Origin of the sequence: Sulfitobacter sediminis, from assembly GCF_040811725.1 — a bacterium.
Taxonomy (GTDB): Bacteria; Pseudomonadota; Alphaproteobacteria; order Rhodobacterales; family Rhodobacteraceae; genus Sulfitobacter; species Sulfitobacter sediminis.
In genome coordinates this window covers 139673-160679 of the sequence record NZ_JBFNXX010000012.1, presented here as the reverse complement: position 1 = coordinate 160679, position 21007 = coordinate 139673, and the positions used below count along the sequence as shown (strand labels likewise).

General features: G+C 65.0%; 19 protein-coding genes, 1 tRNA gene and 1 pseudogene. 11 read left to right on the top strand and 10 right to left on the bottom strand.

Annotated elements, in window-relative coordinates; genetic code table 11:
* Window positions 1–260 (top strand): annotated as a pseudogene (locus AB2B41_RS16050) (recombinase family protein); the annotation flags it as partial.
* A 183-nt stretch (window positions 261–443) separates the two neighbouring features.
* On the opposite strand, the gene AB2B41_RS16045 reads toward AB2B41_RS16050, so the two are convergent.
* From AB2B41_RS16045 to AB2B41_RS16030, 4 genes are all read right to left on the bottom strand, one after another.
* Window positions 444–518: transfer RNA gene (locus AB2B41_RS16045), tRNA-Gln, on the bottom strand.
* A 61-nt stretch (window positions 519–579) separates the two neighbouring features.
* Window positions 580–1899, bottom strand: a complete 1320-nt coding sequence (locus tag AB2B41_RS16040) for a mechanosensitive ion channel domain-containing protein (RefSeq protein WP_367878826.1) — start codon at window positions 1897–1899, stop codon at window positions 580–582.
* 142 nt (window positions 1900–2041) lie between these two features.
* On the bottom strand, window positions 2042–3031 hold the full coding sequence (locus AB2B41_RS16035; RefSeq protein WP_367878825.1) for an NADPH:quinone reductase: 990 nt from the start codon (window positions 3029–3031) through the stop codon (window positions 2042–2044).
* Between the two features lie 113 nt (window positions 3032–3144).
* Window positions 3145–3648, bottom strand: a complete 504-nt coding sequence (locus AB2B41_RS16030; RefSeq protein ID WP_367878824.1) for an SH3 domain-containing protein — start codon at window positions 3646–3648, stop codon at window positions 3145–3147.
* Between the two features lie 120 nt (window positions 3649–3768).
* On the opposite strand from AB2B41_RS16030, the gene AB2B41_RS16025 reads away from it, so the two are divergent.
* From AB2B41_RS16025 to AB2B41_RS15990, 8 genes are all read left to right on the top strand, one after another.
* Window positions 3769–4755, top strand: a complete 987-nt coding sequence (locus tag AB2B41_RS16025) for a 2-hydroxyacid dehydrogenase (RefSeq protein WP_367878823.1) — start codon at window positions 3769–3771, stop codon at window positions 4753–4755.
* A 132-nt stretch (window positions 4756–4887) separates the two neighbouring features.
* Complete coding sequence (gene ggt, locus AB2B41_RS16020) at window positions 4888–6666, top strand: gamma-glutamyltransferase (protein ID WP_367878822.1); 1779 nt, start codon at window positions 4888–4890, stop codon at window positions 6664–6666.
* A 37-nt stretch (window positions 6667–6703) separates the two neighbouring features.
* Entirely contained in the window at window positions 6704–8119 is a 1416-nt protein-coding gene (locus AB2B41_RS16015; protein WP_367878821.1) for an FAD-binding oxidoreductase, read from the top strand.
* On the top strand, window positions 8112–9734 hold the full coding sequence (locus AB2B41_RS16010) for an acyl-CoA dehydrogenase family protein (protein ID WP_367878820.1): 1623 nt from the start codon (window positions 8112–8114) through the stop codon (window positions 9732–9734). Before AB2B41_RS16015 ends, AB2B41_RS16010 begins: the two co-directional genes overlap by 8 nt.
* 133 nt (window positions 9735–9867) lie before the next feature.
* The gene (locus AB2B41_RS16005) at window positions 9868–12363 is read left to right on the top strand and encodes a GcvT family protein (RefSeq protein WP_367878819.1); all 2496 of its coding nucleotides are present in this window, start codon (window positions 9868–9870) and stop codon (window positions 12361–12363) included.
* The gene (locus AB2B41_RS16000; protein WP_367878818.1) at window positions 12326–13132 is read left to right on the top strand and encodes a hypothetical protein; all 807 of its coding nucleotides are present in this window, start codon (window positions 12326–12328) and stop codon (window positions 13130–13132) included. The genes AB2B41_RS16005 and AB2B41_RS16000 overlap by 38 nt, the downstream gene beginning before the upstream one ends.
* A 10-nt stretch (window positions 13133–13142) precedes the next feature.
* Window positions 13143–13517: a diacylglycerol kinase gene (locus tag AB2B41_RS15995; protein WP_367878817.1), complete on the top strand. Its 375-nt coding sequence runs from the start codon at window positions 13143–13145 to the stop codon at window positions 13515–13517.
* A 69-nt stretch (window positions 13518–13586) separates the two neighbouring features.
* Window positions 13587–14684 (top strand): PAS domain-containing sensor histidine kinase, encoded by a 1098-nt coding sequence (locus tag AB2B41_RS15990; RefSeq protein WP_367878816.1) that lies wholly within the window; start codon window positions 13587–13589, stop codon window positions 14682–14684.
* A gap of 11 nt (window positions 14685–14695) precedes the next feature.
* On the opposite strand, the gene AB2B41_RS15985 is transcribed toward AB2B41_RS15990, so the two are convergent.
* The 5 genes from AB2B41_RS15985 to AB2B41_RS15965 form a co-directional block, all read right to left on the bottom strand.
* Window positions 14696–15481, bottom strand: a complete 786-nt coding sequence (locus AB2B41_RS15985; protein WP_420014304.1) for a glycoside hydrolase family 25 protein — start codon at window positions 15479–15481, stop codon at window positions 14696–14698.
* 5 nt (window positions 15482–15486) lie between these two features.
* Window positions 15487–16140 carry a DUF938 domain-containing protein gene (locus AB2B41_RS15980; protein ID WP_367878814.1) on the bottom strand — a complete coding sequence of 218 codons (654 nt, stop codon included), beginning with the start codon at window positions 16138–16140 and terminating at the stop codon, window positions 15487–15489.
* Window positions 16137–17216, bottom strand: coding sequence for an NAD(P)/FAD-dependent oxidoreductase (locus AB2B41_RS15975; protein WP_367878813.1), 1080 nt, complete (start codon window positions 17214–17216; stop codon window positions 16137–16139). The genes AB2B41_RS15980 and AB2B41_RS15975 overlap by 4 nt, the downstream gene beginning before the upstream one ends.
* Window positions 17213–18151, bottom strand: coding sequence for an aldo/keto reductase (locus AB2B41_RS15970; RefSeq protein WP_367878812.1), 939 nt, complete (start codon window positions 18149–18151; stop codon window positions 17213–17215). The genes AB2B41_RS15975 and AB2B41_RS15970 overlap by 4 nt, the downstream gene beginning before the upstream one ends.
* An 80-nt stretch (window positions 18152–18231) precedes the next feature.
* Entirely contained in the window at window positions 18232–18840 is a 609-nt protein-coding gene (locus AB2B41_RS15965; protein ID WP_367878811.1) for a glutathione S-transferase family protein, read from the bottom strand.
* A gap of 77 nt (window positions 18841–18917) precedes the next feature.
* Here AB2B41_RS15965 and AB2B41_RS15960 point away from each other — a divergent pair, with 77 nt between their 5' ends.
* Window positions 18918–19313: an ectoine synthase gene (locus AB2B41_RS15960; protein ID WP_367878810.1), complete on the top strand. Its 396-nt coding sequence runs from the start codon at window positions 18918–18920 to the stop codon at window positions 19311–19313.
* A 251-nt stretch (window positions 19314–19564) separates the two neighbouring features.
* Window positions 19565–19867, top strand: coding sequence for a hypothetical protein (locus AB2B41_RS15955; protein ID WP_367878809.1), 303 nt, complete (start codon window positions 19565–19567; stop codon window positions 19865–19867).
* Between the two features lie 55 nt (window positions 19868–19922).
* Here AB2B41_RS15955 and AB2B41_RS15950 read toward each other — a convergent pair whose 3' ends face one another.
* Window positions 19923–21002: a BMP family ABC transporter substrate-binding protein gene (locus tag AB2B41_RS15950; RefSeq protein ID WP_367878808.1), complete on the bottom strand. Its 1080-nt coding sequence runs from the start codon at window positions 21000–21002 to the stop codon at window positions 19923–19925.
* Between the last annotated feature and the right edge of the window lie 5 nt (window positions 21003–21007).

Below are 21007 nucleotides of genomic sequence, written 5' to 3'. Positions count from 1 at the left end.
CGCTCGTGCAGAACATCATCAATGCACAGAAGTGGATGTCGCTGATCCTTGGCGGAATGACATTCTCAGAGATCGCCCAAGCTGAGGGCACATCAAAGCGGCGCGTCCAGGACGTCGTTGATCTGGCGATGCTCTCACCGGATGTTCTGGATGCAATCGCTGCCGGTGAGCAGCCAGATGGCCTAACGTCCGACTACCTGATCAAGTCAGGTGTTCCGGCACTTTGGGCAGAACAGCGCGAAACGTTCGCGAAGCTGTAACCCAAGCCCCCCCCCAAACACACCAAACTCGTACCGTCGGAATGGCAAACAGAGACTGCGGGCCGAAAAGGGCCACTTCTGTGCTTAACACGAAGTCTCTCTACAAACCCGCGTGCGTTAAGCGCCTGAACTTACGCACTTAATGCGCGGAAGTGTGTCGTTGGCTGAAATCGAGGAACTGTGTGGCTGGGGTGGTAGGATTCGAACCTACGGTACACGGTACCAAAAACCGCTGCCTTACCGCTTGGCTACACCCCAGCAATGGCGTGCTAATTAAGCGGACGGGCGGTGCAGCGCAAGACCCGTTTTGGCAAATTTCCTATTCTTGGCGAGGCTCGTCCGTCAGCAGGTCACTGCGCGCGAGTTCGGCGCGCTCCTGATCGACGATCTTTTCCAGTGCCTTGTCCTCGGATGCGTCCACATCCTGAACCGGCGCGGGGGCAGGCGCGGGCTTGGCGGGCTCTGCCGCCGCGCCTGACTCAGGGGCGGGCAGTTCGAGGCCGGCGGTCTCGATCCGGTAGGTAGGGAAGGGCGCGGCCATACCGGCACCATCGAAGGCCGCCTGGGTCAGCCGGATCGCCTCGGACCGGGCAAGCACGATGTTGGTCTCGTTCTGATCGATCCAGGCGGCCATGTTCAGCGTGACCCAGAAATCGTCCACGGATTCGATCCAGACAGAGGCCTCGGGCGATCTCAGCACGAAGGGCAGGCCGTTCAGCGTATCCATCGCCAGTTGTTGTGCCGCGGTCAGGTCCGTTTCGCCCGACACGGACAGGGCAAAGGTGAAGCGACGCTCGGCATTGCGGGTGAAATTCACGATCCGGCTCTTGAACACCGTCGAATTCGGGATGCGGATGTGATTGCCGTCGAAGCTGAGCAGGATGGTCGCGCGCGAGGTCAGGCGGATCACCTTGCCCGTGTCGCCGTTGATCTCGACCGTGTCGTTGGGCCGGAAGGGCTGACGGATCGACAGCATGATCGAGGCGATGAAGTTCTCCACCGTGTCCCGCACGGCGAAACCGATGGCAAGGCCGACGATCCCGGCGGCCCCGAGGATGCCCGACAGAAGCGCGGTGGCGTTCAGGATATCGAGCGCGACGACCAGCCCCGCGATCACAAAGATCAGACGGACGATCTGGCGGTAGATGTCGGCGATGAAGGCATTGGGCGACAGACGGTCCCAGGGCTGTTTCCGGCGCGCCAGCCAGAGGCCGAAGAAAACGACGAGCAGGAATACCACGAGCGCAATCAGGGCGAGGGGCAGGAAGGCGATCAGCTGGGTCGCCCGGGCCTTGAAACGGTCCACCGCCGGGTTCAGGCGCTCGACCACATCCGTCGTCTCGATCACCTCGTTCTCGATCGCGACCACGCCTTCGACGCGGCCCACCAGCTCGTTCAGCCGCGATGCACTTGCCAGGTCGAGGGTGGTGCCGCGCAGGGTAACGATGCCGGAGGATACCGTGACACTGACATCGTTGTAGCCCTGAAGCTCTCCGAGGATGTCGCGGATGCGGTTCGCGATGGCCGCATCCGCGTTCGCGTCGTCCGTGACGTTGATGGTCCCTGTGGGCTGATCGGTGGTCTGCGCGACGGCCGCAAGCGGCAGGGCGAGGCTGAGCAGGAGGACAAGTATGCGCATTCTGAAAATCCGGTCGAGATCAATGCCGAAACGATAGACCGCCCACATCGGACAGGCAATTCCGGAGCCAACGTTTCGGCGGGCAGCCGGTTCCTTCCAAACGCGCCGGGCCCGGGCGTTTCGCCCCGGGAATGCGACAGTCCTAGCCCTGGCAATCGACCAGGATCGCACCCGCGCGCCCCCCGGCCTCGACCGCCTGGTGGGCGGCGGCGGTCTCGGACAGCGGATAGATGCGTTCGACCGGGCAGTCGAGCGCGCCGTCGGCAAGTGCTGCGTGCAATTGGGCGATGCGTTCGCGACGCTCCGGCGGGGGCAGAAGGTAGATCAGGATGATGTCGATGTTCACCGCCTTGAAGAGCAGCGGAAAGAACGGCAATGCCGGTGTCATGTTCTTGGCCGACCCATAAACGGCGAGCCGCCCGTTGGGCGCGATCACCTCGGCGTTCATCGCGACGTTCACGCCGAATTCCACCTCGATGACCGTGGGGATCTGGGCGCCCTCGTTCGCGGCGAGGATCTGCACGGCCAGATCGTCTTCGCGGTAGTCGAGTACCCTGTCGGCCCCGGCCGCTCGGACGCGGTCCGCGTCGCGGGGACTGCAGGTCGCGATGACCTTGGCGCCGCCCCATTTGGCAAGTTGCACCGCCAGAAGGCCGACGGTCCCCGCACCGCCGCTGATCAGCACGGTCTGACCGGCGATGTCGCCGCCACCAAAGACCGCTTCCGCCGCCGTCAGCCCGGGAATGCCGAGGACCGCACCGGTCTCGAAACTCACCGCAACTGGGAGCGGGACAGCCATCTCCTCGGGCAGGGTGATGAATTGAGCGGCGGTGCCAAAGGGGCGTTGCCACTGGCCATTCCATATCCACACGCGCTGGCCCACGCGGGCCGGATCGACGTCGGGACCGACCGCCTCGATCACGCCCGCGCCGTCGCTGTGGGGGATGATCCGGTCGAAGGCGGGTTTGTCCAGTCCCGGCCGCCCGGCGCGGGATTTCACGTCAGAGGGGTTGACGCCGGAATAGACCAGCCTGACCCGCACGTCGCCGGATTTCGGGGCGATGTCCTCAAGCTCCTGCAGGTGCAGGACGTCGCGGGCCGCGCCGAACTTCGAATAGGTGATTGCCTGCATTTGCCTCTCCCTCCTGTACCGGGCTGCATCAGACTGGCGCAAAGGCCGGAGGCATGCAATCGCTTGCGGTCGAACCGCTCATGCCGGGTGGAAGGAAGAGGTCAGGGGAGAGGTCACTCCCTGATTTCGTTCGCGCCCACGCCCCAGATGCGCGACTTCGGCGCCCAGCCCTTGTAGCCGCCGGTTCGCAGCTCGCACCACTCAAGGTCGCAGTCGCCCAGCCGCGCAACCACGCCCATTTCGAGTGCGGCGGTCACCGGCGCATTCGGGTCGGGCCTGACGCGCAGCTTCAGCATGTCCTGTTCGACCAGCACCGTCCGCGTGCCCGACAGAAGGGAATAATGTACCCAGCCCCCCATGCCGTCGCGGTCCTCGACCCGGCGCCAGTGGCCGTGTTCGGCGGTGATGCGCAAGGGCATGTCGCGGCGGCGAAAGACCCAGTCGATGCGGTGCGACAGGCTCGGCCCGCGCCGGACGTTTCCTTCGGAGGCTTTCATCGACACGAAGCGCGGGATCGGCAGGTTGGTGACCGTGCCGACCTCCTGCGCGTGCAGGCCGGTTGCCAGCAATACCGTCACGAGCGCCGCAAGGACGCCTTTGCGCAAGGTTGGGAACATCGGTGCTGCCTGCACTCTCATCGATTTGCTCATTTTGCGGCGCGGGGTTCTTGTGCCTCGTCGCCGCTTGCGACACCATGGGCCCTGACAAGAATAAGGCCAAGGCCCGGGAGGACGCAAATGTCAAAGAAACGGTTGAGTGTTGTAGTCACGCGACGGTTGCCTGACGCGGTGGAAACACGGCTCTCCGAACTCTTCGACGTGAAGCTGCGGCTGGACGATGTGCCGATGACGCGGACCGAGCTGTCGCAGGCCATGAAGACCGCCGATGTGCTGGTGCCGACCATCACGGACGAGATCGACGCGGCCATGATCGGGCAGGCGGGCGACCAGCTGAAACTGATCGCGAATTACGGCGCGGGTGTCGACCACATCGACGTGGCGACCGCGCGCCAGCGCGGCATTCTTGTCTCGAACACGCCCGGCGTGCTGACCGACGATACCGCCGACATGACCATGGCACTGATCCTTGCCGTGACCCGCCGCATGTCCGAGGGGATGGCGCTGATGCAGAAGAACGAATGGACCGGCTGGGCGCCCACCGCGCTTCTGGGCGGGCGCATCAGCGGACGGCGTCTGGGCATTCTCGGCATGGGTCGGATCGGGCAAGCGGTGGCGAAACGCGCGGCGGCCTTCGGCATGCAGATCCACTACCATAACCGCCGCAAGTTGCATCCGGAGATTGAGGAGGGGCTGGAGGCGACATACTGGGAAAGCCTCGACCAGATGGTCGCGCGGATGGACGTGATCAGCGTCAACTGCCCGCACACGCCATCGACCTTCCACCTGATGAACGCACGGCGACTGAAGCTGATGAAACCCGACGCGGTTCTGGTGAATACCTCGCGGGGCGAGGTGATCGACGAGAACGCGTTGACGCGAATGCTGCGGGCGGGAGAGATCAAGGGCGCGGGCCTTGACGTCTACGAACACGGAACCGAGGTGAACCCCCGCCTGCGCGAGCTGAGCAACGTCGTGCTCTTGCCGCATATGGGGTCGGCCACCGTCGAAGGGCGGCTCGAGATGGGCGAGAAGGTCATCATCAATATCAAGACTTTCGATGACGGGCACCGCCCGCCGGATCAGGTCGTGCCCTCGATGCTGTGAGCCTGTGCGGGACGTGACCCCATTGAGCGGGCTTTCGCCCGCACGCGATTTTTTTCTTGGTGATGAGGGGCTCTGCCCCTCAAACTCCCCGGGACTTTATCTGGCCAGAAAGAGACGCAAAGGAGGTGCGGGATGCGCGTGGTTCTGACGATTTGGAGTTTGATCTGGGCTGGAGCGGTCGCTGCGCAGCAGGCGGCGGATGCGGTGGCACCCGAGGCGGCGGGGGCTGGGGCCTTTGAAAACCTGCCATCCGAATTTGCCGCAGCGCTGGAAGCGAAGAATGCCGGGCAGCCGGTGACGGCGTCGGACTGGATGGTCGCGGCGGCGAACCCCCATGCGGTCAAGGCCGGTGCCGACGTTCTGGCCGCGGGCGGCACGGCGGCGGATGCGCTGGTCGCGGTGCAGGTTGTTCTGGGGCTGGTCGAGCCGCAGTCCTCGGGCCTTGGCGGCGGGGCATTCCTTGTCTGGTATGACGCGGCCTCGGGCGAGGTTACGACGCTGGACGGGCGGGAGACCGCGCCCCTTGCGGCCACGCCCAGGCTTTTCCAGGACGCGAACGGCGAACCGCTGAAATTCTTCGACGCGGTGGTCGGCGGGCGTTCCGTTGGCACCCCGGGCACGCCCGCGCTTCTGGCCGAGGTGCATGCGCGCTGGGGCAACCGGGACTGGGCATCGCTCTTGCAGCCGGGAATCGATCTGGCCGAAGCGGGCTTTCCGGTTTCGCCACGCCTCGCGGCACTGGTGGAAGGCGATCAGGAACGGCTTGCTTCCTCGGGTGTGACGGCCTCCTACTTCATGCCGGACGGAGAGGTGATCCAGCCGGGCAATATCCTGAAGAACCCCGCCTATGCAGAGACGCTCCGCAGCTTCGCGGCGGAGGGCGCGGGCGTCTTCTATGGCGGGCAGATCGGGCGTGACATCGTGGCGACGGTGCAGGGGGCGGCGGGCAATCCCGGCGTCCTGTCCGAGGTGGACCTCGCGATCTACCGGGTCAAGGAACGGCCCGCCGTCTGCGCGCCCTACCGGGGTCACGAGGTCTGCGGTATGGGGCCGCCCTCATCGGGTGCGGTGGCGGTGGGGCAAATCCTGATGGGGCTCGAGCCTTATGACCTGAGCGCCGGGCCGCAGGATGCGACCGTGCGGCGGATCATGGGCGACGCGGCGCGGCTCGCCTTTGCGGACCGTGGGCGCTATCTTGCCGACAGCGACTACGTGCCGGTGCCGGTGACGGGGCTGCTCGATCCCGCCTACATGGCCGAGCGTGCGAAGCTGCTGGAAGGCGACCGGGCACTGGAAGAGGTGGCCCCGGGCAACCCGGCCTTCGACCACGCATTGAACTGGGCGGATGACGACAGCATCGAACTGCCCTCGACCTCGCATATCTCCATTGTCGACGCCGCGGGAAATGTCGCAAGCATGACCACGACGATCGAGAACGGCTTCGGCTCGCGCCTGATGGTCGGCGGGTTCCTCCTCAACAACGAGCTTACGGATTTCTCGTTCAGTTCGCAAAGTGACGGCGTGCCCATTGCCAACCGTGTGGAGCCTGGCAAGCGTCCGCGTTCGTCGATGGCACCGACAATCGTTCTGCGGGACGGCGCGCCGGTTCTGGCCGTCGGCAGCCCCGGGGGCAGCCGCATCATCGGCTATGTCTCCCAGGCCATCGTCGGGGTGATCGACTGGGGCATGAACGTGCAGGAGGCGGCGAGCATTCCGCATGCGGTGAACCGCTTTGGCACCTATGATCTGGAGGAAGGCACCGCCGCCGCGGAGCTTGAAGAAGCGTTGACGGAGATGGGTTTCGAGGTCGGCACGCGCGCACTGACCTCCGGGCTGCATCTGATCGCCATCGGTGACGGCCTGCAGGGGGGCGCCGATCCACGGCGTGAGGGGATCGCCTACGGGCAATGAAGAACAGCGCAGCGGACCTGCGCGGGGGGAGAAGACAATGGCAGACGGCGGCGCCCTGATGCGCAACGAAGAGGGGATCAGCGCGGCCCTTGGCGTGCTGAAGCAGCAATTCGGCGAAAGGTTCCAGACGGGGCAGTCGATCCGGGAACAGCACGGGCACACAACGACGTGGATTCCGAACCAGATGCCCGACGGGGTGGTCTTTGCGCAATCCACGGCGGAGGTGAGCGAGATCGTCAAGGTATGCGCCGCGCACCGCGTGCCGATCATCGCCTTTGGCACCGGCACCTCGCTCGAGGGTCATGTGAACGCGCCTGCGGGGGGGATTTCCATCGACCTCAGCCAGATGGACAAGGTGCTTGAGGTGAACGCGGGCGATCTGGACTGCCGCGTGCAGCCGGGGGTCACCCGCGAGGCGCTCAATTCCTACCTGCGCGACCAGGGGCTGTTCTTTCCCATTGATCCCGGCGCCAACGCCTCGCTCGGCGGGATGACGGCGACGCGGGCGAGCGGAACGAACGCGGTGCGTTACGGGACGATGAAGGACAACGTGCTGGCCGTCGAGGCGGTGATGGCGGACGGGTCTGTCATCCGCACGGCGCGGCGGGCGCGCAAGACCTCTGCGGGCTATGATCTGACGCGGCTCATGGTCGGATCGGAAGGGACGCTGGGGATCATCACAGAGATCACGCTGCGCTTGCAGGGCATCCCCGAGGCGATCTCGGCGGCGCGCTGTTCCTTTCCGACGGTCGAGGCAGCGTCCAGGGCGGTGATGGCCACGATCCAGTATGGCCTGCAGGTGGCGCGCATCGAATTGCTGGACACGCTGGTCGTGAAGGCATTGAATAATTACTCCAAGCTGGACCTGCCCGAAGGCCCGCTTCTGCTGCTGGAGTTCCACGGCTCGGAGGCCAGTGTGGCCGAACAGGCCGAGACCTTTGGCATGCTGGCCGAGGAAGAAGGCGGCACCGGCTATCAGGCGACCGCCACGCTTGAGGAACGCAACAAGCTCTGGCAGGCGCGGCACGATGGCTACTGGGCGATGCTGGCGCTGCGTCCGGGATGCAAGGCCGTCGCAACAGACGTCTGCGTGCCGATTTCGCGGCTGGCCGAGGCTGTGGCGGCGTCCGAGGCAAAGGCAAACGAGCTGGGGCTGATCGCCCCCGTCGTTGGCCATGCGGGGGACGGGAACTTCCATGCCTCGCTGCTGCTTGACATGGAGGATGCCGGGGAAGTCGCGAAAGCGCGTGAGTTCGTGAGCTGGCTGAACCACATGGCGATCTCCATGGATGGCACCTGCACCGGCGAACACGGGATCGGACAGGGCAAGCGGGCTTACCTCGAAGCGGAACTGGGGGCAGGTGCCGTCGCCGTGATGGGGGCGATCAAGCGTGCGCTCGACCCTGACAACATCATGAACCCGGGCAAGATCCTCACGGACCCGGATGCTTGATCCGCGCACGGAGCTTGCCACCCACGAGGTGAGCAACCAGCCGCCGCCGCGCGGTGATCTGGACCTGTGGGCCTCCGACATGGCCCTGCGCGAGGCGGCGGCGCGCGGCAGCGGTGATATCGAGGCGCTGGCAGGCTACGGCAAGGCGCTAGGCGCGGCAGAGACCCGCGAGGCGGGGCGGCAGGCCAATCGCCATGGCCCTGAGCTGACCCTGTTCGACAGCGGCGGGCGTCGGCTGGACGAGGTGACGTTTCACCCGACGTATCACCAGATGATGCGCCTCGGGATCGGCGCGGGCTATCCTTCGATTGCTTGGAACGGCGGGCAGGGCGGTCACGTGACCCATGCCGCGATGGTCTATCTCGCCTCACAGGTGGAGCCGGGCCACTGTTGCCCGATGACCATGACTTACGCGGCGGTCCCGGCACTGGCCGCCTCCGACAGCCTGTCGGCGATCTGGCGCGACAAGCTTCTGTCACGGGACTATGACCCCAGGGTGCGCCCCGTCGCCCAGAAGAAGGGGGCCACCCTCGGGATGGCGATGACCGAGAAACAGGGCGGCTCGGACGTGCGCGCCAATTCGACAGTGGCCACGCGGGACGGCGAGGGCTGGCGGCTGACGGGGCACAAGTGGTTCTGCTCGGCACCCATGTCCGACGGTTTCCTGACGCTGGCGCAGACGGATAAGGGTCTCAGCTGTTTCCTGGTCCCGCGCTGGCTGGAGGACGGGCGCAACCCCATCCACATTATGCGGCTGAAGGACAAGCTGGGGAACAAAGCCAACGCCTCGTCCGAGATCGAGTATCATGGTGCCTTCGCGCATCTGCTGGGCGAAGAAGGCCGAGGGGTGCAGACGATCATCGAGATGGTGCATCACACCCGGCTCGATACCGCGATGGCCCCCGCCGGGCTGATGCGCGCGGCGCTGGCCGAGGCACACCACTGGTGCGCGCATCGCTCGGCTTTCCAGCGGCGGCTCATCGACCAGCCGTTGATGGCGCGGGTTCTGGCCGATCTGGCGCTCGACTGGGAAGGGGCGCTGGCGCTCGGGCTGCGCGTGGCGCGGGCTTTCGGCGGCCACGCCCCCGAGGACCGCGCCTTTGCCCGGATCGGTGTGGCGCTGGCCAAGTTCCTGTCGAACAAGCGCTGCGGTTGGGTGATCGCGGAGGCGATGGAGGCGCTGGGTGGCATGGGCTACGTCGAGGACACGCCGCTGCCGATGCTCTACCGGGAGGCACCGCTGAATGGCATATGGGAGGGCTCGGGCAATGTGATATGCCTTGATATCCTGCGCACCCTTGCGCGGGAGCCAGCGGCGGGGGAGGCGTTGCGGGCGGAGCTTGAGGCGTCCACCGGGGCGGACGAACGATACGACGCGGCGCTTAAGGCCCACGTGGATCGCTGGCCCGCCTTGCCCGAGGAGGCCGAGGCACGCTGGTACGCGGAGCGTACCGCCATGCTCCTGACGGCGGCGATCCTGATCCGCTGGGCGCCTTCTTCGGTGTCGGACGCTTACGTGGCGACCCGTGTCGCGGGGGACCGCGGTCAGATCGCCGGGGCCATGGGCGCTGTCAACACGGACGCGATCCTGTCGCGTCTCGGCGCTTCGGGGTGAAACCGCGCGTCACGCGGCCATCCGCCGCACATCAATCCGAAGGTCGGTTTTTTCACATGACCTGTCGGAGCCTGTGAGCGGGAAAACCTCCTGTCCACTAAAACACTCCCAAACGCGCCAAGGGAGTCGGCACATGAAAACGAACGTCAAAGCATTGGTCGTGGGCGGCGGTGCCGTCGGTACCTCGATCGCCTACCATCTGGCCAAGGCCGGGTGGGAAGACGTGATGCTTCTGGAACGGGACGAGCTGACCTCGGGCTCCACCTGGCATGCGGCGGGTTTGCTGCCCTATTTCAACATGTCCTACGCGACGACCCACATCCACGACTATTCCATCAAGTTCTACAAGACCCTTGAGGAAGAGACGGGGCTGAACGCCGGTTTCGCCGTCGTCGGCAACCTGCGCATGGCCCAGACGGACGAGCGCATGGACGAATACATGCTCTATGCGTCGACAGCCGAGACCTGCGGCGTGCCTTACGTGTTCCTGACCCCGGACGAGATCAAGGAACGCTGGCCCCTCATCCGCACAGAAGACCTCAAGGGCGCGCTCTACCACCACACCGACGGCTATATAAACCCCGCTGACGTCACGATGGCCATGGCCAAGGGCGCGCGCCAGCGCGGCGTGATGATCGAGCGCAAGTGGCAGGCCGATGCCTTCCACTGGACGGGTGACGCATGGGAAGTCACCTGCACCAAGATGGTGGAGAAGGGCGGCAACCTCGTGCCTTCGGACGAGCAGATTGTGATCACCGCCGAGCATGTCGTCACCGCGTCCGGCAACCACGCGCAGCGCACGGCGAAGATGCTGGGCATCAAGATGCCCGCGATCCCGGTAGAGCACCAGTTCATCGTCATGGACCAGGACCCCGAGTTGGTCAGATGGCGCAAGGAGGGTGGCAACCCCGAGCATCCGGTGATCCGTGACGCCGATGCGCAAAGCTACGTGCGCGAGGAACGCGGCGGCTGGATTCTCGGTGTCTACGAACACGGCGCCCCCGCGCGCTTCGAATACGGCGTGCCCGACAGCTTCCGCGCGGACCTCTTCCAGCTTGATCTGGAGCGGATCGAGGACCAATACGCCGCGATGATCCACCGCGTCCCCTCTTGCGAGGAATGCGGCCTGAAGGACGATTTCAACGGGCCGATCTGCTACACACCGGACGGCAACCCGCTGGTCGGCCCCGCGCCGGGCCTGCGCAACATGTGGCTGGCGGAAGGGTTCTCCTTCGGCATTACTGCGGCGGGTGGCACCGGCTACTACCTCGCGCAGCTAATGACCGAGGGCGAGGCCGAGATCGACATGGCGTCCCTCGACCCCAAGCGCTACGGCGACTGGATGACGACCGAGTTTGCGGCCCGCAAGAACGAGGAATGCTACGAGCACGTCTACATCTTGCACCATCCCGACGAAGAACGCGAAGCCTGCCGCCCGCTGCGCACCTCGCCTGCCTATGACCGGCAGAAGGAACGCGGCGCGCAGTTCGGCTGGGTGAATGGCTGGGAACGGCCCAACTACTACGCCCCCGCCGGTTTCGACGACAAGGCAGCACGCTCCTTCCGCCGGGGCGGCTGGTGGCAGTATGCCGTGGAAGAGGCGAAAGCCATCCGCGAAGGCGTGGGCCTGATCGACGCCACCGCCTTTACCAAGCATCTGGTCAGGGGGCCGGGGGCGACAGAGTTCCTCGACTGGTTCACCTGCAACAAGCTGCCCTCCGTGGGCCGCATCAACCTGACCTATGCGCTGACCGGCCACGGCACGACGCGCACGGAATACACCATCGTGCGGCTGGCAGAGCACGAATACTACCTCGTATCGGCAGGGGCCTGGACGGCCTATGACTCGGACTACCTGCGCAAGGCGATCGAGGACAAGGCGCCCGAATTCGGCTACATCGAATGCCATGACGTGACGACCCAATGGGGCGTTTTTGCCATCGCCGGTCCGAAGTCCCGCGACGTGCTGAACGAACTGGTCAAGGATGCCGATCCTGCGACGGTCCTGTCGAACAAGCGCTTCCCCTGGCTCACGATGCGCAACATCGAACTGGGCATGTGCCCGGTGCGCGCGATCCGCGTGGCCTACACGGGCGAGTTGGGCTGGGAACTGCACCACCCCATCGAGATGCAGAACTACCTCTTCGACCAGCTTGAGAAGGCGGGCGAAAAGCACGGCATGAAACTGGTTGGCGCGCGCGCGCAGAACTGGCTCCGGCAGGAGAAATCCTACCGCGCCTTCGGCACCGAACTGGGGCGCGACGCGACCCCGCTGGAGGCGGACCTGCCGCGCTTCGTCGACCTCTCGAAGAACTTCCACGGCAAGACCAAGCTGGAGGAAACCGGCATCCGCGCGAAATGCGTGACGCTGCTGATCGACGGTCCGGACGATGCCGATCCATGGGGCCGCGAGGCGCTCTATGTCGGTGACGACCGTACGGGCCGTCTCACCTCCGGTGGCTATTCCGTCGCATTCGGCAAATCCATCGGCATGGGCTATGTGAAGCCCGAACATGCCGTGGTAGGTCAGAAGCTGAAGGTCAGGATGTTCGACCAGCTTTGGGACGCCGAGATTGTGGAGGACAGCCCCTATGATCCGAAAAACGAACGGATCCGCGCCGACGGCTAATCTCATGCGCGCCGTCCCGCTCATCGGTGCGGCACTCTGCATCCTCCTTGCGCTCTGGGTCGCACGCGCCGCCGACGACCCGCTGACCCGCGCCGCGCAGACCTATTCTGCAGACATCGCGACCAAGGCGGCAGGCACCTACGTGGTGCTGCGCACCCTCAACGCGGTGCTTTCGACCGCGCAGGAGGTCGAGGTGGGCGTCTCCTTTATCGCCTCGGGCAACGCGCAGCCGCTCAAGGTGCTGGAGCCGCTCGACGATACGATCGAACGTATCGCGGCGCTCGTCTTCGGTGTCACCGTCGCCACCGGAGTGCTTGCCGTGGCGCTGGGGCCGGTCAGTGCCGTGGGTCTGACGCTGCTTGCCATTGCACTCCTGATCGCGGGGCTAAGCCGCAGGCGCGTCATGGCGCGCAGACTGGGCTGGTACGGTGCCTTCCTGGGTCTCGCCCTGCCCATCGGACTGACGCTCGCCGCGCCGCTTGCGGAGGTGCTCACCGCCGCCACGCTCGCCCGGAACCAGGCGCTGGTCGCAGAGATCACACAGTCGGTTGGAGAGACCGATTTGCAGGCACCGGAGGAGATCGCGGACCTTGGTCTCAACGACTATCGCAAGATCACCGCGAACGTCTGGCAACGCGCCGATGAACTGATCGGCGCTCTGGTCGCCATCTTCGGCGTTTATCTCTTTCGCATCCTGATCCTTCCCGTGATGCTCATCCTCGGCATGTTCTTCGCCGCCCGGTCGCTCGCGCGGGGCGCGCCGGGCTGAAGGGGGCTGCATGGCAAATCAACCGCTCAGGGGCTTTGCCCGCCTCGCCGCCGCCTGGCGCAACTCTAAGGCCGGTTTCCGCGACATCTGGCGTGGCGAGGAAGCGTTCCGCATCGAATTGATCCTCTGGATCGTATCCGTGCCTGTCGCCTTGCTGATCGCCAAGGGCATCTTTCAGGCTGCGCTCCTGATCGCTGCGGGATTGCTGCTGTTGATCGTCGAGGTGCTGAATTCCGCCATCGAGGCAGTCGTGGACCGCATCGGACCCGAACGCCATGACCTCAGCCGCATGGCCAAGGACCTTGGCTCGCTCGCGGTTGTCGGCGCATCCCTTCTGTTGGGTATTCTCTGGCTTGCGGCCCTCTGGCAGTGGTTCTCCCCCTGAGGTCACCGTTTAACCCCACCTTTACGCGAGACATGCCAAGAACGCCGTGGCTCCGGAAAGGGGGACCGGGTGAGACTGAATGAACGCGCATTGCTGGATCAGATCGACCACGCGATCTTTGTGATCGAGCCTGACGCCGAGGGTCGGCCGGTCTATGCCTGCATCAATCGCTTTGCCTGTGCGATCCTGGGACGAAGCGAACAAAGCGTCATTGGCCTCAGCGCGAAGGAACTCTATCCCGGCAGGCTGGGAGAGATCGCTTTTCATCACCATGCCGGCGCTCTTGCCTCGGGTCAGCCCCGGAGCTACGAAATCCATCTGCCGATACGCGGCAGCGAGCGTCTGGTGCGGACGACGCTCAGACCTGTCACCGACGGTCGCGGCCATACCCTTCGCCTCATCGGCAGCTCGACCGATATCACGGGCAGCCACATCATGCGGCAGATGCAGGCCAACGTGGAGACGATGAACATCGAGGCCGAGGACTTTGTTGCCCTTGCCGCCCACGACCTGCGGGCGCCGCTGCGCCATGTCAGCGCCATTGCCGACATGCTGCGCGAGGGCTTCGTCGATATGGGAGACGGAAAGCTCGAGCTGATCGACATGCTCGAAGAGCTCGGCACGCGGGCGATGGAGCTGATCGCCGACGTGCTGTCCCATGCCGAGGCGACGTCGCTGACCCCGGAAAGCACGCAGTCCTGCTTTGATTTCAGCGACCTCGTGCGCGAGGTCATGGGCCTGCTCGATCCTTCCGGGCACTGCCACTGCGACATCGGGGAAGGCCGCATCAAAGGCGACCGCATCGTCACGCAGATCATCCTGCGCAACCTCGCCGACAACGCCATCAAGTACGCTTCCGGATCAGATGGGCACGCGACTCTGCACCTTTGCTTTTTGCACCGGGATTGCGGTGACGGTTTTGTCGAAGTGGTCGTGCAAGACAACGGAAAGGGTTTTGCCGATCCGGCGATCCTGTTTCTGCAGGAGGGCAAACTGAGGACGGGAAGCGGCTTTGGCCTGTTCGGGATTCGCCGCCTGATCCGCGCCCGAGGGGGCACGATGAAGGCGGAGAACCTGCGCGGCGGGCAGGGTGCGCGGGTGGTCTTCCGGCTTCCGGGCAGCGCCGTTTCGGCGCACGCCGCATTGCCAAGCAGCCGGGCAGGCTGAGCGTGCCGCCGCTAACGTGCCCGGCGGATCACCCAGTCATTCCAGTCTTCGCGGCTACCGTTGAAGGCATTCAGGTCTACTTCACCTGACACGCCCGGTATCAGTCCGGTTGCCGAGTACTGCCAGAAACGCCAGCCTTGCCCGGGATAGCTATCGCGCAGGTGTTCGGCGGTGCTGCGCAACCAGAAGTCGTAGCCGCGAAAGCGGCCAAGGCCGTTTTCCCGGTAGAAATCCGGTGTGGTGTAAAGGATCGGCCGCTGGCCATAATGTGCCTCGACGATCCGAAGCCAGACGCGCATCTGGCGCCTCACCTCCGCTGCCGGTGGGCGTACGGTGGCGCAGGTGGGCGAGAACGGGTTCCACTCCATGTCCAGCACCGGCGGCAGGCTGCCCGAGACGCGCGGCACATTGCTGATGAACCACCGGGCCTGCACCTCGGGCGGTGTGCAGAAATAGTAGAAATGATAGGCCCCGCGCCAGACCCCGGCGCGGCCCGCGCCGCGCCAGTGGTCCTTGAATTTCGGGTCCAGCAGGTCGCCCCCCTCGGTCGCCTTGAGGAATGCGAAGTTCACGCCGTTGGCGCGGGCCACGTTCCAGTCGACCGTGTTCTGGAAACGGGCAGCGTCAATCCCATGGACGGGAAAGGAGGACGGCCGGGGCGTCGGGAAATCCACCGGGTCCGCATCGCGGAAGTTCGGTGCAAAGAGCACGCCGGGATCGGCGGGTGGCACGTCCCTGCCGCCCCCTCCGCACGAGACCAGAAGCAAAAGACAGGCGCTGGTGAGGATATGCCGCACGCCCTTCATGCCCGGCGTCTCGCCACGATAGCAAGATTGTTCGCCGGCATCTCGTGCGGTGGTTCCGCCGCAATCCCGGCCTCCGTCAGCCAGCGATTCATGTCAGCGGTATCCTTGTAGCCAATCGCAGGATCGGCGGCGCGCAGCTGCGCGTCAAATCGGCGATCCCCGTCGCTTGTCAGCGCGCCATCCCTGGCGAAAGGTCCGTAGAGGAACAGCGTCCCGCCCGGGGCAAGCGCGGCGGCGGCCTCGGTGATCACGTTCCGGGTCTCATCGCTGCCGATCAGGTGCAGAAGGTTGACCAGAACGATCAGGTCAAGCCCGCCACGACTGGCGCCCCATCCGGGCACCGCGGCATCAAGATGCATCGCCGGGTTGATGTTGGAAAGCCCCGCATCCGCTGCGTGGGCGTCAATGCTGCGCAGGCGGTCGGGGTCGATATCGGTTGGCTGCCAGGTGATCCCGGGCAGGGCGGCGGCGAAAGCCACCACATGCTGGCCTGTGCCGCTTGCGATCTCCAGCGCCTTGCCCCGCGCGGGTGCGACCGCCGTCAGCATACCGCAGATGGTCTCTGCATTGCGCGCGGCGGCGGGCGCATGCAGCTTTGCCCCCTCGCGCGCTTCCGCGACGCTCGCGGTTGGGGGCAGCGCCCGGCTCATGCCCGGAACCTGTCGGGGGTCAGCTGCGCCACGATTTCAGCAGGCAGGGCGGGTGTGCGCCCCATGGTGAGGTCGGCCACCAGTTGCGAGGCAGCTGGCGATGTCTGGAAACCATATCCGCCCTGGCCCGCCGACCAGATGAAATCGGGCTCTGACGGATCCGGGCCCAGCACCAGCGCGCGGTCCGGCGCAAAACTGCGCAGCCCCGCCCATGAGGCAAGAAGCCGCGTCACCGGTGCCGTCACCATGTGTTCATAGCGCGCGATCCCCTCGGCCAGGGTCATATCCTCGGCCCATGCGTCATGCGGCTCGACCGGGTCCTCGTCTGCGGGCGACACCAGCATCGCGCCCGCGTCGGGCTTGGCGTACCATGTCTCGCCCACGCCAAAGAACATCGGCCAGCCGCGCACGTCATGCCCTTCGGGCGCCGGAACGCGCGCCATGGAGCGACGATGTGGCGTGATGCCGACGGGGACGATCCCGGCCATGCGGGCGACGGCGTCCGCCCAGGCGCCGGCGGCATTGACCAGCTTGGCTGCCTCATAGGCTCCGCCACCCGCGGTGATGCGCCAGCCGCGCCCTCTGCGCTCGATTGTCGTGACCGGCGCCTTGGTCACCACGCTGCCGCCGTTGTCGCGGATCACGCGGGCAAAATCCTGCATCAGCCGGTCGGTGTCGATGTCGTAGGCCTCGCGGTGGTACCCGGCAAAGGCCACGTGATCCCGGTTCAGGATGGGCACCATTCCGGCGGCGCGTTCGACGGAAATCTCCCCGGCGCCGAGGGTCTCTGCGTCCTTGTCAAAGGCTTCCCGTTCGTGCGTCTGCGCAAGGATCAGGAAACCGCGTTCGGAAAGGTATCCGCCATTTGCCTCGAAAAGGTAGGACTGGCTTTCCCGGTTCAGCGCCACGGTGCTTTGCAGCCCGTAGTTCTCTTCGTAGAGCGCGGCGGACCGGCCAGAGGTGTGATACCCCGTGGCGCTCTCCTGCTCGAGCACCGTGACGGTGGCATCCGCCGACAGGCGCGCGGCCGCAGAGAGCCCCGCGATCCCGCCACCGACCACGAGGATATCGGTCATCCCTGCTCTTCCAGCCGGTCCGTGGCCGGGGGAGGTGTCACGGAAAGGGCCGCAATACGCGCGTAGAGTTCCGGGGACATCTGGAAATTCAGTGCATCCAGCGACGGTCTGAGCTGTTCAAGCGAACGGGCCGAGATGATCGGCGAGGGCCCCGTCGGATGATGCGCCGCCCATGCCACGGCGAGCGTCGCCGGATGCACGCCCATCTCCGCGCCAAGCGCGGCCAGATCGGCGGCGGTCTTGTGCATGGCTTCAAGACCGTAGCGCGCGGCATAGCGGTCGTCCTCGGTCAGGCGCCCCTTGTCCCCGGCGCCGTACTTGCCGGTCAGCAATCCGCCGCCGAGGGGAGAGTAGGGGGCGACGAGAATTCCCAGATCGTCTGCCATCGGCAGGATCTCGACCTCGGCCTGCCGCTTGACGAGGTTGAACATCGGCTGGATCACGGCGACCGACAGATCGAACTTGGCCGCGATTCCCGCTGCCTTGACCGTCTGCCATGCCGCGAAATTCGACAGGCCAAAGTGCCGCGCGTGCCCCTTCTGCCTGAGCGTGCCGAAAGCCTCGAAGCTCTCGTGCATATCCGTATCCGGATCGAACCGATGCAGGTAAAGCACGTCAAGCGTGTCGATCTGCATGCGCTGGCGCGAGGTTTCCGCCGTCTTGAGGATGTTGTCCCGGCCCGCGCCGCCGGTATAGGCGCATTTCGTTGCGACGATCAGGCTGTCCCGCCGATCACCGAGGAACGAGCCCAGCAGCTTTTCCGATGCGCCGTCCGTATAGAGATTGGCGGTGTCGAAGTGGGTGATGCCCGCCTCGATGCAGGCATCGAACATCGCGCGGGACTGCGCTTCGTCCGCGCGGCCACCGAATTGCATGGTGCCAAATGCAAGGCGGCTGGCGGGGGTGCCGTTGGGGCTGGTGAGGGTCTGTTTCATGGTTCGATTGGTGCCATGCCGGACAGGCAGGTGCAATCATCCATGCAGGCTTTCCCGCGAGTCGGCCTGCGACCTTCCGCTCAGCTGTTCCCCTTCTCGACCGCGCGCTGGTAGGCGGGTCGCGCCTGCATCGCCTTGACGAAATTGGCAAGTGCCGGGAAGTCGTCACCGCGCCCCATGCGGATCGCGATCTCGGCAGGGAAACTCAGCATGATGTCGGCGGCGGACAGATCGTCCAGCACGAAATGGCCCGAGGGCCGCAAGAGCCCGTTCATATAGCTGAAGTGGCTGGTCAACTCTCCCTGAATGCGCGGATGCAGCGGCGCGCCAGCCTCGCCCAAGCGTCCGACATAGAGGTTCAGCAGGATCGGCGTCATGGCCGAGCCTTCGGCGAAATGGGTCAGTTCCAGATGGCTGATGTATCCATCGCTATCGCGGTCGGGGATCATCTGTGGCGCGAAGCGCTGGCAGAGCACCTCGACAATGGCACCGCTTTCGGCGATCAGCCGTCCGTCCAGCTCGATCATCGGGGATTTGCCCAGCGGATGGATGTGCAGCAACTCCGGCGGGGCGAGATTGGTGACGCTGTCGCGCTCGTAGTGCGCGACCTCGTAGGGCTTGCCGATTTCCTCCAGCAGCCAGAAGATGCGGTGCGAGCGGGACCGGTTGAGATGGTGCAGCTTGATCATTTGAATGGCTTTCTTTCTGCGGGCCGTGCCAGTCTACCCCAAGGGACCACAAAGGAAAGACGCTGGGGAGGCGTTCCATGATCATTCGTGAAAAGTCAGCGCTTCGGAACACCGCGCGCGATGCGTCGGGGCCGGGATGGACGTCACTGCGCCTGCTCGTGCGCTCGGACGGCATGGGGTTTTCCATGACCGAGACCGAGGTGCTGCCGGGTGCGGTGCTCAACCTCCACTACAAGCACCATGTCGAGGCCTGCTATTGCATCGCGGGCCATGGGACGGTGACCGAGCTTGAGACCGGTGCGCGGCACGATATCGGCCCCGGCACGCTCTATGCCCCCGACGCCCATGACAGGCACGAGGTCCGTGTGCCCGAAGGTGCCGGACCGCTGCGCCTGATTTGCGTGTTCTCCCCGGCGCTGGAGGGCGATGAGGTCCACGGGCCCGAGGGCAGCTATCCACCGGCGCAGGACTGATCGGGCGCTGCAACGGGTGCCGATGTCTCGGGCGCTCCCCTGACAAATATCAACCGGAGCGCGGAATTTCGCGTCATCATTCGCGCAATGGATGGCGACGCTTGATGCCGCGCGATGTCGCGCGGATGTGAACGGGAAAGGGCCCGGTCCGCTCGAAAACGATCCTCTCCGGCTTAGGTCGATCGCCAAGGATACATACACAAAGGCGATGCCTCATGCGGCACGCCAGAAGAGATAGAAAGGAATTTGCGATGATCCGTTTGATTTGTCTCATCGGTGCGGCGGCGATCCTGTCCGCCTGCGCGGTCCAGACCAGCGCCACGCGCACCGGCCCTTCGGGCCTCGAAATCCAGATCACCAATGGCCAGAACTGCTGGAACAACAAGTGCATCCGCTACAACGCCGCGCGCAACACCGTGTCGATACAGGGCCGGATCGGCGTTCCCGCCGGACCGATCGGCGACTACGTCAGTCCCGCGACCTTCGAGGCGCTTTACGGTGCCGCGCTCCGCGCTCCGGAACGGGTCAGCCGCTACGGCGACGGCATAATATAAGAAAGAAGGCCCCGCGCATTGCGGGGCCTTCTCATCTAGGTCTTCGGGATCGCGGTTACTGGGGGATGTCGCCCTCAATGCCTTCCACGTAGAAGTTCATACCTGCCAGCGTGCCGTCATCCGCAGTTTCACCTTCGGCAAGGAAAACGGATCCGTCCTGCTTGTTCAGCGGGCCGGTGAAGGGGTGGTATTCGCCGCTCGCAATCGCGTCCTTCAGCGCCAGCGCTTCGGCCTTCACGTCCGCAGGTACCGCGTCGGTGATCTCACCGATGCCCACCATGCCGGCACCAATCCCGTCCCAGGTGTCCTTGCTCTCCCAGGTGCCGTCCATGACGGCCTTGGTACGCGCCACATAATAGGGGCCCCATTCGTCAATGATGGAGGATACGCGCGGGAAGGGCGCGTATTGCGCCATGTCAGAGGCCTGACCGAAGGTCACGACGTTACCCGCTTCCTGAGCGGCCGCCTGAGGCGCTGTGGAATCGGTGTGCTGCAGGACCACGTCGGCGCCCTGTTCGATCAGCACCTTTGCTGCATCCGCTTCCTTAGCGGGGTCGAACCAGGTGTAGGCCCAGACGATCTTGAACTGCACATCCGGGTTCGCCTTGCGCGCGTGGATAAAGGCCGAGTTGATGCCGCGGATCACTTCCGGGATCGGGTAGGAGCCGATGTAGCCGATGATGTTCGATTTGGTCATCTTGCCCGCGATATGGCCTTGGATCGCGCGACCTTCGTAGAAGCGCGCGGAATAGGTCGACACGTTGTCGGCGCGCTTGTACCCCGTGGCGTGTTCGAATTTCACGTCCGGGAATTTCTTGGCCACGTTGATCGTCGGGTCCATGTAGCCGAAGGAGGTGGTGAAGATCAGGTCTGCGCCATCCAGCGCCATCTGTGTCATCACGCGCTCGCTGTCCGGTCCTTCCGCGACGTTTTCGACATAGACCGTCTCGACCTTGTCGCCCAATTCCTTCTCGACCATAAGACGGCCCTTGTCGTGCTCATAGGTCCAGCCGCCATCCCCGATGGGACCGACATAGACAAAGCCGACCTTGGTTTTCTCGTGGCCATCGGCCATCGCTGTCGTCGCGAGCCCCAGCGCGATGGCCGCGCTCGTCAGCAGTTTGGTGAGTTTCATTTTAT

Bases quoted from the DNA above. Each gene is read 5' to 3' on its own strand.
- AB2B41_RS16040 (WP_367878826.1), bottom strand. From the start codon at position 1,899: ATGCGCATACTTGTCCTCCTGCTCAGCCTCGCCCTGCCGCTTGCGGCC.
- AB2B41_RS16035 (WP_367878825.1), bottom strand. From the start codon at position 3,031: ATGCAGGCAATCACCTATTCGAAGTTCGGCGCGGCCCGCGACGTCCTG.
- AB2B41_RS16030 (WP_367878824.1), bottom strand. From the start codon at position 3,648: ATGTTCCCAACCTTGCGCAAAGGCGTCCTTGCGGCGCTCGTGACGGTA.
- AB2B41_RS16025 (WP_367878823.1), top strand. From the start codon at position 3,769: ATGTCAAAGAAACGGTTGAGTGTTGTAGTCACGCGACGGTTGCCTGAC.
- ggt (WP_367878822.1), top strand. From the start codon at position 4,888: ATGCGCGTGGTTCTGACGATTTGGAGTTTGATCTGGGCTGGAGCGGTC.
- AB2B41_RS16015 (WP_367878821.1), top strand. From the start codon at position 6,704: ATGGCAGACGGCGGCGCCCTGATGCGCAACGAAGAGGGGATCAGCGCG.
- AB2B41_RS16010 (WP_367878820.1), top strand. From the start codon at position 8,112: ATGCTTGATCCGCGCACGGAGCTTGCCACCCACGAGGTGAGCAACCAG.
- AB2B41_RS16005 (WP_367878819.1), top strand. From the start codon at position 9,868: ATGAAAACGAACGTCAAAGCATTGGTCGTGGGCGGCGGTGCCGTCGGT.
- AB2B41_RS16000 (WP_367878818.1), top strand. From the start codon at position 12,326: ATGATCCGAAAAACGAACGGATCCGCGCCGACGGCTAATCTCATGCGC.
- AB2B41_RS15995 (WP_367878817.1), top strand. From the start codon at position 13,143: ATGGCAAATCAACCGCTCAGGGGCTTTGCCCGCCTCGCCGCCGCCTGG.
- AB2B41_RS15980 (WP_367878814.1), bottom strand. From the start codon at position 16,140: ATGAGCCGGGCGCTGCCCCCAACCGCGAGCGTCGCGGAAGCGCGCGAG.
- AB2B41_RS15975 (WP_367878813.1), bottom strand. From the start codon at position 17,216: ATGACCGATATCCTCGTGGTCGGTGGCGGGATCGCGGGGCTCTCTGCG.
- AB2B41_RS15970 (WP_367878812.1), bottom strand. From the start codon at position 18,151: ATGAAACAGACCCTCACCAGCCCCAACGGCACCCCCGCCAGCCGCCTT.
- AB2B41_RS15965 (WP_367878811.1), bottom strand. From the start codon at position 18,840: ATGATCAAGCTGCACCATCTCAACCGGTCCCGCTCGCACCGCATCTTC.
- AB2B41_RS15960 (WP_367878810.1), top strand. From the start codon at position 18,918: ATGATCATTCGTGAAAAGTCAGCGCTTCGGAACACCGCGCGCGATGCG.
- AB2B41_RS15955 (WP_367878809.1), top strand. From the start codon at position 19,565: ATGATCCGTTTGATTTGTCTCATCGGTGCGGCGGCGATCCTGTCCGCC.
- AB2B41_RS15950 (WP_367878808.1), bottom strand. From the start codon at position 21,002: ATGAAACTCACCAAACTGCTGACGAGCGCGGCCATCGCGCTGGGGCTC.